At 70.9% G+C, this 14,960-nt stretch carries 13 protein-coding genes; 8 read left to right on the top strand and 5 right to left on the bottom strand.

From position 1 onward, the window contains the following. The first annotated feature begins 21 nt into the window (after nt 1-21). Nucleotides 22-372, top strand: coding sequence for an ArsR/SmtB family transcription factor (locus tag AC0I8G_RS20135; protein WP_471731531.1), 351 nt, complete (start codon nt 22-24; stop codon nt 370-372). Here the strand turns inward: AC0I8G_RS20135 and AC0I8G_RS20130 are convergent. Genes AC0I8G_RS20130 through rhaI form a run of 4 tightly spaced genes read right to left on the bottom strand, consistent with a single transcriptional unit; the run spans nt 332 to nt 6,235 of the window. Continuing rightward, nucleotides 332-1,567, bottom strand: a complete 1,236-nt coding sequence (locus AC0I8G_RS20130) for an alpha-hydroxy acid oxidase (RefSeq protein ID WP_471731530.1) — start codon at nt 1,565-1,567, stop codon at nt 332-334. The two genes, AC0I8G_RS20135 and AC0I8G_RS20130, sit on opposite strands and share 41 nt — an antisense overlap. Next, a complete protein-coding gene (locus tag AC0I8G_RS20125) occupies nt 1,564-2,997 on the bottom strand; it encodes a rhamnulokinase (RefSeq protein ID WP_471731529.1) in 1,434 nt (477 codons plus the stop codon). Before AC0I8G_RS20125 ends, AC0I8G_RS20130 begins: the two co-directional genes overlap by 4 nt. A gap of 11 nt (nt 2,998-3,008) precedes the next feature. After that, nucleotides 3,009-5,063 (bottom strand): bifunctional aldolase/short-chain dehydrogenase, encoded by a 2,055-nt coding sequence (locus AC0I8G_RS20120; RefSeq protein WP_471731528.1) that lies wholly within the window; start codon nt 5,061-5,063, stop codon nt 3,009-3,011. Beyond that, entirely contained in the window at nt 5,051-6,235 is a 1,185-nt protein-coding gene (gene rhaI, locus AC0I8G_RS20115) for an L-rhamnose isomerase (protein WP_471731527.1), read from the bottom strand. The genes AC0I8G_RS20120 and rhaI overlap by 13 nt, the downstream gene beginning before the upstream one ends. A gap of 291 nt (nt 6,236-6,526) precedes the next feature. Between rhaI and AC0I8G_RS20110 the strand changes: the two genes are divergently transcribed. From AC0I8G_RS20110 to AC0I8G_RS20080, 7 genes are all read left to right on the top strand, one after another. Continuing rightward, nucleotides 6,527-7,864: an ABC transporter substrate-binding protein gene (locus AC0I8G_RS20110; protein ID WP_471731526.1), complete on the top strand. Its 1,338-nt coding sequence runs from the start codon at nt 6,527-6,529 to the stop codon at nt 7,862-7,864. A 5-nt stretch (nt 7,865-7,869) separates the two neighbouring features. Beyond that, nucleotides 7,870-8,799, top strand: a complete 930-nt coding sequence (locus AC0I8G_RS20105; RefSeq protein WP_471731525.1) for a carbohydrate ABC transporter permease — start codon at nt 7,870-7,872, stop codon at nt 8,797-8,799. Continuing rightward, nucleotides 8,796-9,626 carry a carbohydrate ABC transporter permease gene (locus tag AC0I8G_RS20100; protein WP_471731524.1) on the top strand — a complete coding sequence of 277 codons (831 nt, stop codon included), beginning with the start codon at nt 8,796-8,798 and terminating at the stop codon, nt 9,624-9,626. The genes AC0I8G_RS20105 and AC0I8G_RS20100 overlap by 4 nt, the downstream gene beginning before the upstream one ends. A gap of 39 nt (nt 9,627-9,665) precedes the next feature. Further along, the gene (locus AC0I8G_RS20095) at nt 9,666-11,915 is read left to right on the top strand and encodes a family 78 glycoside hydrolase catalytic domain (RefSeq protein WP_471731523.1); all 2,250 of its coding nucleotides are present in this window, start codon (nt 9,666-9,668) and stop codon (nt 11,913-11,915) included. Between the two features lie 88 nt (nt 11,916-12,003). Beyond that, nucleotides 12,004-12,834: a M15 family metallopeptidase gene (locus AC0I8G_RS20090; RefSeq protein WP_471731522.1), complete on the top strand. Its 831-nt coding sequence runs from the start codon at nt 12,004-12,006 to the stop codon at nt 12,832-12,834. Nucleotides 12,835-12,925: 91 nt separating this feature from the next. Further along, nucleotides 12,926-13,342: a hypothetical protein gene (locus AC0I8G_RS20085; RefSeq protein WP_471731521.1), complete on the top strand. Its 417-nt coding sequence runs from the start codon at nt 12,926-12,928 to the stop codon at nt 13,340-13,342. Nucleotides 13,343-13,381: 39 nt separating this feature from the next. Next, nucleotides 13,382-13,660 carry an acylphosphatase gene (locus AC0I8G_RS20080; protein ID WP_380161540.1) on the top strand — a complete coding sequence of 93 codons (279 nt, stop codon included), beginning with the start codon at nt 13,382-13,384 and terminating at the stop codon, nt 13,658-13,660. Here AC0I8G_RS20080 and AC0I8G_RS20075 read toward each other — a convergent pair. Then, the coding region (locus tag AC0I8G_RS20075) for a multidrug effflux MFS transporter (RefSeq protein WP_471731520.1) at nt 13,657-14,960 on the bottom strand (1,304 nt) is incomplete at its 5' end. The genes AC0I8G_RS20080 and AC0I8G_RS20075 overlap by 4 nt on opposite strands.

Below are 14,960 nucleotides of genomic sequence, written 5' to 3'. Positions count from 1 at the left end.
GCGGAACGGAGAGGAGCGAGAGTGCGGACCCTGGAGCACCCCGAGAAGGAGCGGTTCTCCCTCGACGCCGTGCTGGCGGCCCTGGCCGACCCCGTCCGGCGGCGCATCGTGGCGCAGCTGGCCGGGGGGCACGACGACCAGGCCTGCATCGCGTTCGACCTCCCCGTGACCAGGTCGACCTCGACGCACCACTTCCGGGTCCTGCGGGAGGCCGGCGTCATCGACCAGCGCTACCGCGGAACGGCCATCCTCAACACCCTGCGCCGCGCCGACCTGGACGACCGCTTCCCGGGACTGCTCCAGGCCGTGGTCGACGCCCACGCGGCGACCCTCACGGGCGGGCGCGGGGAACGAGTCGCTCCAGCTGGGTGACGTGCTGGGGTCCGAGCTCGGAGACGTCGGCGACCTCGAGGAGCTTCATCGTCCGCACGACCTGCTCGGTGAGGATCTGGATCGCGCGGTCGACGCCCTGACGTCCACCGGCCATGAGGCCGTAGAGGTAGGCACGCCCGACGAGGGTGAACTTCGCACCCATCGCGAGGGAGGCGACGACGTCGGCTCCGTTCATGATGCCGGTGTCGATGACGACCTCGGTGTGGTGGCCGACCTCGCGGACCACCTCGGGCAGGAGGTGGAAGGGGATGGGGGCGCGGTCGAGCTGGCGGCCTCCGTGGTTGGACAGGATGATCCCGTCCACGCCGAGGTCGACGAGCTTCTTGGCGTCCGCCACGTTCTGGACGCCCTTGATGACGAGCTTCCCGGGCCACATGCCGCGGATGGTCTCGAGGTCGCCGTAGTCGATGGAGGGGTCCATCGCGTAGTCGAGGAGTTCCCCCACGGTGCCGCCGGTCTCGGTGAGGGAGGCGAACTCGAGCTTGGTGGTGGTGAGGAAGTCGAACCACCACCAGGGCCGGGTCATCGTGTCGAGGATGGTGGAGGCGGTGAGCTGGGGCGGGATGGAGAAGCCGTTGCGCTTGTCGCGCAGGCGGGCTCCGGCGATGGGGGTGTCGACGGTGAACATCAGGGTGTCGAAACCGGCCTTCGCGGCGCGTTCGACGAGGCCGTAGGAGATCTCGCGCTGGCGCATGACGTAGAGCTGGAACCAGTTGCGGCCCGTGGGGTTGGCGGCCTTCACGTGCTCGATGGAGGTGGTGCCCAGGGTGGAGAGGGTGAAGGGGATGCCGGCCGCCCCGGCGGCGCCGGCTCCGGCGGTCTCGCCCTCGGTCTGCATGAGACGGGTGAAGCCGGTGGGGGCGATGCCGAAGGGCAGGGCCGAGGGGCCGCCGAAGATCGTGGTGGAGGTGTCGACCGTGGAGACGTCGTGCAGGATCGAGGGGTGGAACTCCACGTCGGAGAACGCCTGGCGGGCGCGGGCGAGGGAGATCTCGCCCTCGGCGGAACCGTCGGTGTAGTCGAAGGCGGCGCGCGGGGTCCGGCGCTTGGCGATGTGACGCAGGTCCTCGATGGTGAGCGCGGACTCGAGGCGGCGTTTGCGGCCGTCGAGTTCCGGCTTCTTGAACTGCACCAGCTCCAGGATCTCGCGGGCGTTGGGGACCTGACGTTTCACGACACTCCTGCGGTGGTGCGATCCGGGACGTAGGTGGTGAGGTCGGCAGTCTGGCGCACCAGGGACCGCAGCGCCTCCAGGGACCCGGACAGGTCCCCGGCCGCGCGGGCCTGGACCAGGACGTTGCCCAGGGCGGTGGCCTCCACGGGCCCCGCGACGACCGGCAGTCCGCAGGCGTTCGCGGTGAGGCGGCAGAGCAGGGCGTTGCGGGCCCCCCCGCCGACGAGGTGGACGACGCGCACGGGGTGGCCGGACAACCGGACCGCGTCGGCGACGGTGCGGGCGAACGCGTCAGCCAGGCTCTCCAGCACGCAGCGCACGACCTCGGCGGGGTCCACCGGGGGACGGCGCCCGGACTCCGCCACCGCCGCGGCGACCCGTTCGACCATCGGCCCGGGGGCCAGGAAGCGGGCGTCGTCGATGTCGATCACCGGTCCGCCCGGCGGGACCTCCGCCGCGGCGGCGAGGAGCTCGCTCAGGTCGACCCGGTCCCGCGCGGACCACTCGGCGACGCACTGCTGCAGGACCCACAGGCCCATGACGTTGCGCAGGTAGCGGATCCGGTCGTCCACGCCGCGTTCGTTGGTGAAGTTCGCCGCGAACGACTCCGCCGAGACGACGGGGTGTCCTAGTTCGACGCCGACCAGGCCCCACGTCCCGCACGCGATGTAGGCGAAGTCGTCGTCCGCGGCCGGGACGGCGACCACGGCCGAGGCCGTGTCGTGCGAACCGACCGCCACGAGGCGGGTTCCGGGGTCCAGTCCCGTGGCGTCGAGCACGTCGGAACGCAGGGTTCCCAGGACGGTTCCCGGGTCGTGCACGGGCGGCAGCAGCGTCCGCGCGAGCCCGGCGAGGTCCACGAGGTCGTCGGCCCAGCGTCCGGTCGCGACGTCGGCCAGGCCCGTCGTCGAGACGTTGGTGGCCTCCGCACCGCGGACGCCGGACAGCCAGAACCCGAAGAGGTCCGGGAGCAGCAACGCGTCGGACGCCGCGCCCAGCAGCGGCCCGTCCGCCTCGGCGATCAGCTGGTAGATCGTCGTGAACGGCAGGTGCTGCAGACCGTTGCGCCGGTAGAGCTCCGCCCCGGGAACCCGGGCCAGGACACGCTCGGCGACCCCCTCGGTCCGGGGGTCGCGGTAGTGCCGGGGGGTCCCCAGCAGCGTCCCGTCGGGGGCCAGCAGGCCGTAGTCGACGGCCCAGGTGTCGACGGCCACGGTGCTCGCCCCGGGGTTCGTGCGGGCGACGGCGCGCAGACCGACGAGGACCTGCTGCCACAGGCCGACGGCGTCGGTGACCAGCCCGCCGTTGACCGGGATCGGGCCGTTGGGAAAGCGGTGCAGCTCTTCCAGGTGGAGCACGCCGGGTGCGGCCGTGCCGAGCATCACCCGGCCGCTCGAGGCGCCGAGGTCCACCGCGATGTGGACGGACATCGTTCGGGCTCCTATCGGAGGAACGCGGCGGCGACGCCGGCGTCGACGGGGACGTGCAGACCGGTCGTGTGGCTGAGTTCGCCGGCGGTGAGGACGAACACCGCGTTGGCCACGTGCTCGGGCAGGACCTCGCGCTTGAGCAGGGTGCGCTGGGCGTAGAACTTCCCGAGGTCCTCCTCCTCGATGCCGTAGGTCTTGGCCCGCGAGGCGCCCCACCCGCCGGCGAAGATGCCCGACCCGCGGACGACCCCGTCGGGGTTCACCCCGTTGACCTTGATGCCGTGCTCACCGAGTTCCGCGGCGAGGAGGCGGACCTGGTGGGCCTGGTCGGCCTTCACCGCGGAGTAGGCGATGTTGTTCGGGCCGGCGAAGACGGAGTTCTTGGAGGCGATGTAGACGATGTCACCGCCGAGGCCCTGGGCGATGAGGACGCGGGCCGCGGCCTGGGCGACCAGGAAGGAACCTTTGGCCATGACGGCGTGCTGCAGGTCCCAGTCCTTCTCGGTGGTCTCCAGCAACGGCTTCGAGATCGACAACCCGGCGTTGTTCACGACGAGGTCGAGACCGCCGAAGGCCAGGACGGCCTGATCGACCGCGGCCTTCACGGCGTCGGGGTCGGAGACGTCGGCCGCGACCCCGACCGCGACGTCGGACGATCCCAGCTCGGCTGCCGCGGCCCGGGCTGTGGCCAGGTCCAGGTCGGCGATGACGACGCAGGCGCCCTCGGTGGCCAGGCGGGTGGCGATGGCCTTCCCGATGCCGGAGGCGGCACCGGTGACCAGGGCGATGCGGGTGGCCAGGGGTTTCGGCTTCGGCATCCGCTGGAGCTTGGCCTCCTCCAGGGCCCAGTACTCGATGCGGAACTTCTCCGCCTCGTCGATGGGGGCGTAGCTGGAGACCCCTTCGGCGCCCCGCATGACGTTGATGGCGTTGACGTAGAACTCGCCCGCGACGCGGGCGGTCTGGGCGTCCTTGCCGTAGGAGAACATCCCGACCCCGGGGACGAGCACGACGAGCGGGTCGGCGCCGCGGATCGCCGGGCTCGAACCGTCGGCGTGGCGGTCGTAGTAGGCCTGGTAGTCGGCCCGGTAGTCCTCGTGCAGTTCCTGCAACCGCGCGATCGTGGTCTCGAGGTCGGTCGTCGGGGGCAGGTCGAGGAGAAGGGGTTTCACCTTGGTGCGCAGGAAGTGGTCCGGGCAGGACGTGCCGAGCGCGGCCAGGCGGGGGTGCTCGGTGCGGGAGAGGAAGTCCAGGACCACGTCGGCGTCGCTGAAGTGACCGACCTGGGGCTTGTCGCGGGAGGCGATCCCGCGGATCACCGGCGCCAGGGCGGCGGCCCGGGCCCGGCGCACTGCGGGTTCCAGGGCCTCGTGGCCGGCCAGCACGGGGCCGAAGGGTTGCGGGCGGGAGTTCTGCGCCAGGAACGCCTCAGCGGTCTCGATGATCCACCGGGAGTTCGCCTCGGCTTCCGCCGAGGTGTCGCCCCAGGCGGTGATGCCGTGCCCGCCGAGGATCGTGCCCACCGCCTGGGGGTTGGCGTCCTTGATCGCGGCGATGTCGAGGCCGAGCTGGAACCCCGGACGGCGCCACGGGACCCAGACGACCTTGTCGCCGTAGACCTGTTCGGTCAGCTTCTCCCCGTCGGTGGCGCAGGCCAGGGCGATGCCGGCGTCGGGGTGGAGGTGGTCGACGTGAGTGGCGTCGACCAGGGCGTGCATCGCGGTGTCGATGGACGGGGCGGCGCCGCCCTTGCCGTGCAGGCAGTAGTCGAACGCGGCGACCATCTCGTCCTCGCGGTCCAGACCGGGGTAGACGTCCTTCAGAGCGCGGACGCGGTCCAGGCGCAGGACGGCCAGGCCCTGCTCGGTGAGCGTTCCGAGGTCACCGCCGGATCCCTTGACCCACAGCAGTTCCACGTCGGTGCCGGTGACGGGGTCGGTGGCGCTGCCCTTGGCGGAGGTGTTCCCGCCGGCGTAGTTGGTGAACCGCGGGTCGGCCCCCAGGGTGTTCGAGCGGGCGATCAGTTCCTCGACCGTGGTCCGTCCTGCAGGACTCATGCTCCCCATCCAGCCTGCTGGCCCCCGATGCGTTCGGCGGCGATCCGTGCGAGGTAGCCCGAGGCCTTGAACGCGGCCATCGGGTCCGGGTCCAGGCCCATCTCCTCGCGCAGTCCGGCGAGGAGGGGGCGGACGTCGGTGTGGTACGCGTCCATGAACACGTCGTTGGCGGCGAGGACGTCGCCGGCCTGCTGGGCGGTGCGCAGCGCGTCGCGGTCGACGAGCAGGGCCTTGGCGGTGGCCTGCTGGACGTTGGTGACGGAACGGATCTGGCCGGGGATCTTGTCCTCGACGTTGTGGCACTGGTCGAGCATGAAGTTCACGCCCGCACCAGCGGGATCCCAGGCGGGGTCCGGGCGCAGGGCGTCGGAGCGGACGATCTCGTACATGATCCGGAACAGCTGGAAGGGGTCCGCGGCGCCGGCCATGAGGTCGTCGTCGGCGTAGAAGCGGGAGTTGAAGTCGAACGCGCCGAGGCGGCCCTGGCGCAGCAGCTGGACGACGATGAACTCGATGTTGGTGCCGGGGGCGTGGTGCCCGGTGTCCAGGACGACCTTGGCCCTCTCGCCGAGTGCGAGGCAGTGCAGCAGCGAGGTGCCCCAGTCGGGGACGTCGGTGGAGTAGAAGGCGGGTTCGAAGAACTTGTACTCCAGGACGAGGCGGTGGTCGTCGTCGAGGAGGGCGTAGATCTGCTGCAGGGACTCCGCGAGGCGGTCCTGGCGGTCCCGCAGGTCGTCCTGGCCGGGGTAGTTGGTGCCGTCCGGGAGCCACAGCTTGAGTTCCTTGGACCCGGTGGCGCGCATGACGTCGATGCACTGCGCGTGGTGGGCGACGGCCTTGGCGCGCACCTTCGGGTCGGTGTGGGTCAGGGAGCCGAGCTTGTACTCGTCGTCCTGGAAGAGGTTGGAGTTGATCATGCCGATGGTGACGCCGAGGTCGGCGGCGTGGGCGGCGAGCTTGCCGTAGTCGTCGACGAGGTCCCAGGGGATGTGCAGGGAGACGCGGGGGGCGATGCCCGTGTAGCGGTGCACCTGGGCGGCGTCGCTGAGCTTCTCGAAGGGGTCGCGGGGGGTTCCGGGGGTGCCGAACACCTTGAAGCGGGTGCCGGAGTTCCCGAACGCCCAGCTGGGGAGTTCGATCGTCTGCTCGCGCAGGGCGGCGAGGACCTGTGTCTCGTTCATGGGGACTCCACTCCATCGGGGGTCCGGTCACGATAGCGGGACTTTGACACGTTTCACAAGGTGCGTCGCGCACGCTGCCAGCCGAGGCGGTCGACGTTTCGGGCCTTGGTCCACGCCCTCGGGCGGGTAAGCGCATTCCGCCCTGACCTGCGAAAACGATCCGGGAATGTGACGGCCCGGTGCTTGACTCCTGGCGCCTTCGGTCTCCAGACTCTGGGTGCCGCTTTGAATCGTGTCAGGCGGAGAAGTGCCGGCACTGCCGCCGGCTGCAGTCTCGAAGAGGAGACGTCCATGACACACGATCCACACCGCGTCCGACCGTTGCGTCGCGCCCTCGCCCTGGCCGTCGTCCTGACCCTGGCGCCGCTGACCGCCTGCAGTGCGGGCAGCCTGGGCTCGACCTCCGACGACAGCGCCGGAGGCACGACCATCACCTGGCTCACGGGGGTCGACGAGACGGCGCAGGCCACCGCGAAGGCCGTCGTGACCGCCTTCGAGAAGGAGAACCCCGACATCACCGTCAAGCTCGACGGCAAGCCGGCGGGGACCGAGGGCGACAACCTCGTCAAGACCCGGTTGCAGACCGGCAGCATGCCCGACGTCTTCGACTACAACTCCGGCTCGCTGTTCCAGCAGATCGCACCGGAGAAGAACCTGGCGAAGCTCACGGGCGACGCCTCGGTGGCGAAGGTCGACGAGGCGTTCACACCGCAGGTGTCGGTGGGCAACGACGTCTACGGGGTCCCCTACGGAACCGCCTTCGGTGGCGGGGTCATGTACAACAAGAAGGTCTTCGAGCAGCTCGGTCTGAGCGTCCCGACCACCTGGGCCGAGTTCCTCAGCGTCAGCGACAAGATCAAGGCCGCCGGCATCACGCCGGTCGTCCAGACCTACGGCGAGACCTGGACGGCGCAGCTCTTCGTGCTCGGCGACTTCCACAACGTTGCCGCGGCGAAGCCGAACTGGGCCGCCGACTACACGGCGAACAAGGCCAAGTACGCCACCGACCCGGTGGCGGAGGCGGGGTTCCAGCACCTGCAGGAGGTCTACGAGAAGGGGTACGAGAACCCCGACTACGCCTCCGCCAAGGTGCCGGACGGCATGCGGATGCTCGCCGACGGCACGGGGGCGATGTACCCGATCCTCTCCAGCAACATCACGACCCTCGCCGCGGCGTCGCCGGACAAGGTGAACGACATCGGCTTCTTCGCGCTGCCGGGGACCGACGCCGCGGCGAACGGGCTCACGGCCTGGTTCCCGAACGCCGTCTACATCCCGGCCACGACGAAGGGGGACCAGCTGAGCGCCGCGAAGAAGTTCCTGGCCTTCGTGGCCAGCCCGGCCGGTTGCGAGGCGCAGACTTCCGCCAGCCCGCCCACCGGTCCGTACCTGGTCGAGGGTTGCACGTTGCCGGCGGACGTTCCCCAGGTGACCAAGGACGTCCAGGCCTACTTCGACGCCGACAAGCAGTCCCCGGCGCTGGAGTTCCTGTCCCCGGTCAAGGGGCCGAACCTGGAGCAGCTCTGCGTGCAGGTGGGCTCGGGCATCAGCTCGGCCGCCGACGCCGCGAAGCTGTACGACCAGGACGTCGAGAAGCAGGCCCAGCAACTCGGCCTCGCGGGCTGGTGACGGACGTGTCGACGACCGTCAGCACGGACTCGCCGAAGGCGCGCGTCCACGCCCCCCGCGGCGAGCGTCGTGGTGGGCGTCGACGCAGCTTCTACCCGAACTGGTTCTACCTGCCGGCGGCCGTCGTCTACGGCCTGCTCTTCCTCATCCCCACGTTGCTGTCGTTCTACTTCAGCCTCACCCGGTGGACGATCTTCACCAGTGAGTTCATCGGGTTCGACAACTTCCGGCAGTTCTTCTCCGAACCCGCGCTGACGAAGGGCTTCGTGAACACCCTGGTCTACGCGGTCATCACCTCGGGCGCGAAGGTCGTGCTGGGGATGGCCCTGGGGTTGTTGCTGACGTCGCAGATCGTCGGCCGCGGATACCTCCGCTCGGTCGTGTTCTTCCCGGTGCTGGTGTCGACGGTCGGGGTCGGCATCACCTTCCAGGTCCTGATGCACCCCAGCAAGGGCGTCATCAACCACGTCCTGGGGATGGTCGGCCTCGACGGGCCGGGCTGGTTGACGAACCCCTCGCTCGCCCTGTTCTCCGTCGCGCTCGTGGACGTCTGGAAGGGCGTCGGGCTCGCCACGGTCATCTACATGGCCGGGATCGTCTCGATCCCCAACGAGTACCGTGAGGCGGCGAAGGTCGACGGGGCCGGGCCGTGGGCGTCGTTCCGCAACATCGTCCTGCCGTTGTCCTGGCCCGCGACGTCCACCGTCGTGACGCTCTCGCTCATCGGCGGCCTGCGGTCCTTCGACCTGATCTGGGCCATGACGAAGGGCGGTCCGGGTTTCACCTCCGACGTGATCGCGTCGGTGATCTACAAGCAGTACCAGGCCGGTTTCTACGGCCTCTCGACGGCGGGCAACGTGATCCTGTTCATCGCGGTCACCGCGATCGTGATCCCGTTGACCCGGTTCATGGCGAAGCGTGAGGTGGACCTGTGAACCGGACCCTGGCCCGCTACGGGCTCGGCGGGGTGGCCATCGTGGCCAGTGTCGTCGTCTTCCTCGTGCCGTTCGCGTTCATCGTCCTCACGGCTGTGATGGACGCCCAGCAGGCCGGGGAGTTCGCGCTGGCCTGGCCACGGAACTTCGACCTCGTGCAGAACTTCACGACGGTCCTCCAGACGCGCGACTACATCCTGGTCATCGCGTTCATCAACTCCACGGTCCTCACCGTCGTCTCGGTGACCGCCCTCGTGATCCTGGGGGCGATGGTCGCCTTCGTGCTGCAGCGCCGCAAGAGCCGGCTGACCTCGGTGGTGAGCTTCCTCGTGCTGGCCGGGCTCATCATGCCGCCGGCCATCGTCCCGACGATCTGGGTGCTGCAGAAGCTGGGGTTGTTCGGCGGGATGCCGGGCCTGATCTTCGTGGAGATCGCCTACGGGCTCTCGTTCACGATCCTGCTGTTCCGGGCCTTCCTGGGTACGGTTCCCCGCGAGCTCGACGAGGCCGCGATCCTCGACGGTGCGGGTCCCTTCCGTTTGTTCTTCCGGGTGATCCTGCCGCTGCTGCGACCGGTCACGGTGACGATCATCGTCGTGCAGTCGGTGAACATCTTCAACGACTTCACCAACCCGCTGTACTTCGCGCCCGGTGACGACAACGCGACGGTCCAGCTGACCTTGTTCAACTTCCAGAGCCAGAACCTGAACTCCTACAACCTGCTGTTCATGGACATCCTGCTCATCACCATCCCGCCGTTGCTCATGTACCTGTTCTTCAACCGTCAGATCGTCGCCGGCATGACGTCCGGCGCCGTCAAGGGCTGAACCCGGCCCCACCGTCGCACCGCAGGAGGAAGCACCCCCATGACCCCACGCTGGCAGGCGGCGATGATCGTCGCCGACGAGGTCGACCAGGCTCCGTTGTTGCGCACGCGCTTCACCCTCGACGAGGGCCACGGGGAGGTGACCTCGGCCGTCCTGCACGTCAGTGCCCTCGGGGTGGTGGAACCCCAGCTCGACGGTGAACCCGTGGGCGAGGACGTCCTCACCCCGGGCTGGAGCAGCTACGAGTGGCGGTTGCGCTACGTCAGCCACGACGTGACGTCGCGCCTCACCGCGGGGGACCACGTCCTCGGCCTGGCGCTGGGCAACGGATGGGCCGTCGGGCGCCTCGCGTGGAGCGGCAGGAGCGGGCTGTACTCGAAGGACGTCGGCGGTTTCGCGCAGCTCGAGGTCACCTTCGCGGACGGCCACGAACAGGTCGTCGCGACCGGCGCCGACTGGCAGGCGCGGTCTTCGGCGGTGCTGGCCGATCAGATCTACGACGGTCAGACGATCGACGCCCGGTTGCGGGAACCCCGCTGGGCCGCGCTCGACGGCCCCGCCGACGGGTGGAGCGGGGTGCACGTCGCGGAGTTCGACACCGGGCGCCTCACCGAGCACCTCGGGCCCCCCGTGCGTCGCCAGGAAGTGGTCCGACCCGTCGCGGTGACGACGTCGCCGAGCGGGCAGACCCTCGTCGACTTCGGCCAGAACCTCGTCGGCTGGTTGCGCTTCACGGTGCAGGGCGAGGCGGGTTCGACCATCACCGTCCGGCACGCCGAGGTCCTCGAGCACGGCGAGCTCGGCGTGCGTCCGCTGCGCACCGCCGAAGCGACCGACCGGTTCGTCCTCTCCGGCGGGCGCGACACCTTCGAACCCACGTTCACGTTCCACGGGTTCCGCTACGCCGAGGTCGGGGGCTGGCCCGGGGTCCTCGACGTGACCGACCTCGAAGCCGTCGTCGTGCACTCCGAACTGCGCCGCACGGGCGAGTTCGAGTGCTCCCACGAACTCGTCAACCAGCTCCACCGCAACGTCGTCTGGGGCCAGAAGGGGAACTTCCTCGACGTCCCCACCGACTGCCCGCAGCGCGACGAACGGCTCGGCTGGACCGGCGACCTCGCGGTGTTCGGCCCCAGCGCCGCCTACCTCTTCGACGTGTCGACGTTCCTGCAGGACTGGTTGCGCGACCTCGACGCCGAGCAGGCCCACAACCACGGCATCACGCCCTACGTCGTCCCGGACGTGCTGAAGTGGTCGCCCATCAAGGAGGTGCGGGGCACGCCCGACTCGACGTCGTTCTGGTCCGACGTCGCGGTCTGGCTGCCGTGGTCGCTCTACCAGGCCTACGGCGACGAGGCGGCGCTGGCCGAGGCCTACCCCGCCGCGGTCGCCCACGTGCGCCGCGTGGAGTCCTTGCTGTCCCCGACCGACCTCTGGGACACCGGGTTCCAGTTCGCCGACTGGCTGGACCCGGACGCACCGCCGGACGACCCGGCCGCGGCCAAGGCGGACAAGGGCGTGGTGTCGACGGCCGCCGCCCACCGCAGCGCCCGGACGCTCGCCCGGATCGCGGAGGTCCTCGGGAAGCCGGCGGACGTGGCGGAGTTCGGCGCGCTGGCCGACCGCCTGCGCACCGCGTTCACCGAGCACTACGTCGAGGCCGACGGCCGGGTCCGGTCCGACTGCGCCACGGTCTACGCCCTGGCCATCGACTTCGGGCTGCTCGAGGGCGACGTGCGGGCGAAGGCGGGCGACCGGCTCGCCGAGGTCGTGGCCAAGGCCGGCTACCGCGTCTCCACGGGGTTCGCGGGAACCCCCTACGTGACCGACGCCCTCACCTCGACCGGCCACCTGGAGGAGGCCTACCGGCTGCTGCTGGAGGAGGGCTGCCCGTCCTGGCTCTACCCGGTGACCATGGGGGCGACGACGGTCTGGGAACGCTGGGACTCGATGCTGCCCGACGGGACGATCAACCCGGGGCAGATGACGAGCTTCAACCACTACGCCCTGGGGGCCGTGGCCGACTGGATGCACCGGGTGGTGGCGGGTCTGTCCCCGCTGGAGCCCGGCTACGCCCGCTCGCTCATCGCCCCGCAGCCCGGCGGTGGCCTCACGTGGGCGCGGGGTGCGCTGGAGACCCCGCACGGCCGTCTCGCGGTCCACTGGCGCGACGAGCCGAGCGGGCTCACCGTCGACGTCACGGTGCCGGCCGGGACGACCGCACTGCTGCGGCTGCCGAACGGGACCGAGCAGGAACTCACGGCCGGTGAGCACACGGTGACCGCCTGAGAAGCAGAGCGTGACGAACGGCCCGGTACGGCGTGATCACCCGCGCGCCGTGCCGGGCCGTGCCCGTGACGGCTGGAAGGATCGCCCCATGACTCGAGGCAGCGGGCGGTCCCCCTTCGCGCCCGACGTCCTGCCCGACGGCCGGCGTCGCTACAGCCACCGCGCCGTCGTGGCCCGTCGGACGCTGCTCGTGGGGGTCGTCGCCGCCGGGACGAGCATCGGGGTCGTCGCGGCGCGGGCCGGGGGAGCCGACGACTCACCCGGCGCCGTGGGAGTGGCCGGCGGGGACCCCGCCGTCCACGACGCGGCCGCGCAGCCCGCCCCGCCCGCGACCCCGCCCGCGCACTCCCTCACCGAGGCCGGCAGCCCGTGGGTCATCGTGAACAAGCAGCACCCGATCGCCCCGCACGACTACGCCCCGGAGACCGCCGTCGTCGGCGGCAAGGAGGTCGCGAGCACGATCGCCGCCGACCTGGGGGCGCTGCTGGCGGCGGCGACGTCGGCCACGGTGTCCCTCGGGGTGACCAGCGGGTTCCGCTCACTAGCCCACCAGCAGGACGTCCACGACAACGCGGTCGCCCGCGACGGCGTGGAGAGCGCCGAGAGCGTCTCCGCCCGCCCCGGCTACAGCGAGCACCAGACCGGCCTCGCCGTCGACTTCAGCGGCAGCAGCCGGCCCGGGTGCCTCCTGGAGAACTGCTTCGGTCAGACGCCCGAGTACGACTGGCTCGTCGCCAACGCCGGCCGGTTCGGCTTCCTCCGGCGCTACCCCGACGACAAGACCGACGTCACCGGCTACGCGCCCGAACCCTGGCACTGGCGCTGGGTGGGGACCGACCTCGTCGCTCAGATGGCGGCGAAGGGGGTCACGACGATGGAGGAGTTCTTCGGCGTCTCCGGCGGTACGACCTACGCGTGAACCCCTCCACCGCCGGCTTCCACGTCTCGCGGTTCGAGATCGGGACACCGCTCGGGGTGCGTTCACGCACGGCATGCACTGGACTGGACCGGTGCAGCTGGGAGCGACCGCGGCAGAGTCCGTGAGCATCAAGGGCAACGACGTCATCCTGCGCGCCGACGGGCGCGCCGAGGTCTACGACCTCTCCTACGTGCGGATGCTCGTGCCCTACCTGATCGGGGAACGCGACGTCCCGCCGATGCGGCTCGCGCACTTCCGGCCCGGGATCAAGCCCTGGCTCTGCCTGAGCGTCATCGAGGACGACGGCTCCGAACCGAACCTCGCCGGCGTCGCCATCTACTCCGGCCTCGGCAGCCACCGGGAGATGGGTCTGCACCTGAACCGCTCCGAGGCCTGGCGGCTCGCCGAGATGCTCACCCGGGCGATGCCCGTGCAGCACCAGCGCCAGCACGAGAACGACGAGCCCGCCAAGGAGCAGTCGCGCGGTGAGCAGGACCCGGCCGCCTGAGCGGCCGGATCGTCGTAGGTGGCGTCGTACGGTGACGGGGTGGAGCGACTCACAGCCCTGGTGACCGGTTCCGTCCAGGGCGTCGGGTTCCGGTGGTGGGTGCAGCGCCAGGCCGGCGAACTCGGGCTGAGCGGATCCGCGACGAACACCCCGGACGGACGGGTCGAGGTCCTCGCGGAGGGTGATCGTCCGGCCCTGAAGTCGCTGCTGTCCCGGCTGCGCGCCGACCCCTCGACGCACGAACGCCCCGGGCGGGTCACCCGGGTCATCGACCACTGGGGACCCGCCGAGGGCGTCGAGGGGTTCGAGACGCGCTAGGCGTCGACGTGGGCCCGTCGGGCCGGCTTCGCGACGAGGAACAGCATCAGCGCCGCGGCGCCGGTGCAGCCGAGCATCGTCGTGACCATCGGGACCGCGGAGTGCTCCCCGGCCAGCCCGACCACGGGGGAGACCAGCGCACCGATGGTGAACTGCAACGCACCCTGCAGCGCCGACCCGGTGCCGGAGGCGAAGCGCACCTCGTCGGCCGCGAGCGCCGTGGCGTTGCCGAAGACCAGACCGCAGCTGAACACGGTGAACCACAGCAGCACGAGCACGGCCGGCGTCCAGGCGTGGAAGGCGAGCACGGTCGTGAACAACCCCGCGGCGCAGACGACCTGGATCAGCACGCCGGCGGCCAGGATCTGGGACGGGCCGTGGCGACGCAGCAGGCGGGTCGAGACGGCGCCGCCCGCGGCGATGCCGAGGGCGTTGGTCGCGAACACCAGCGAGTAGGTCCCGGTGGAGAGCCCGACGACGTTCTGCAGGACGAACGGCGAGGCGGACACGTAGGAGAAGACCGTCCCGAAGACCAGGACGAGGGTCCCGACGTAGCCGACGTAGCCGCGGCGCGACAGCACGGCCTTGGCGGTGACCACGACGTCGCGGACCCCGCCGGCGTGGCGGCGCTCGCGGGGGAGGGTCTCGGGCACGAGGAAGTACGCGGCGACCACCATCGCCAGCGCGGCGAGGGCGGTGACCCCGAAGATCCCGCGCCAGCCACCGTGGCCTGCGATGAGCCCTCCGAGCAGGGGCGCGACCACGGGGGCGACGCCTCCGATGACGCCGAGGGTCGAGAACGCGCGGGCGGCGGTGCGCCCGGTGGCGAGGTCGGCGACGACGGCGCGGCCGATGACGAGCCCGGCCGCTCCCGCCAACCCCTGGACGAGGCGGGCGAGCACGAGGACACCGATGGAGGGCGTCAGGGCGCAGACGATCCCGGCGAGGAACGTGACGGCCGAGCCGGCCAGCAGCAGCCTCCGACGGCCGAGCCGGTCGGAGAGCGGACCGAGCACGAGCTGCCCGGCGGCCATGCCGAGCATGAAGGTGGTGAGCGTCAGCTGGACCCGCGCCGCGCTGGTGGACAGGTCGCCCGCGAGGTCGGGGAACGTCGGCAGGTACATGTCGACGGCGAACGGCCCGATCGCGGACAGCAGCGCCAGCGTCACGAGCAGCTTGAGCGGGACCTCCTGGCCCTGGGCGACGCCGTTCGGGTCGCCGACCCGGCCGGCGAGCACCGAGGGGGCCCGGCGGGGTGCGGGCAGGACCCGGGCGGGGAGGCCGCGGAGGAGGTTGCGGG

The sequence above is a fragment of the Kineococcus sp. AC630 genome, from assembly GCF_979255925.1.
The sequence above is the reverse complement of the archived record's forward strand: the minus strand, read 5'-3'. Positions and strand labels throughout refer to the sequence as shown.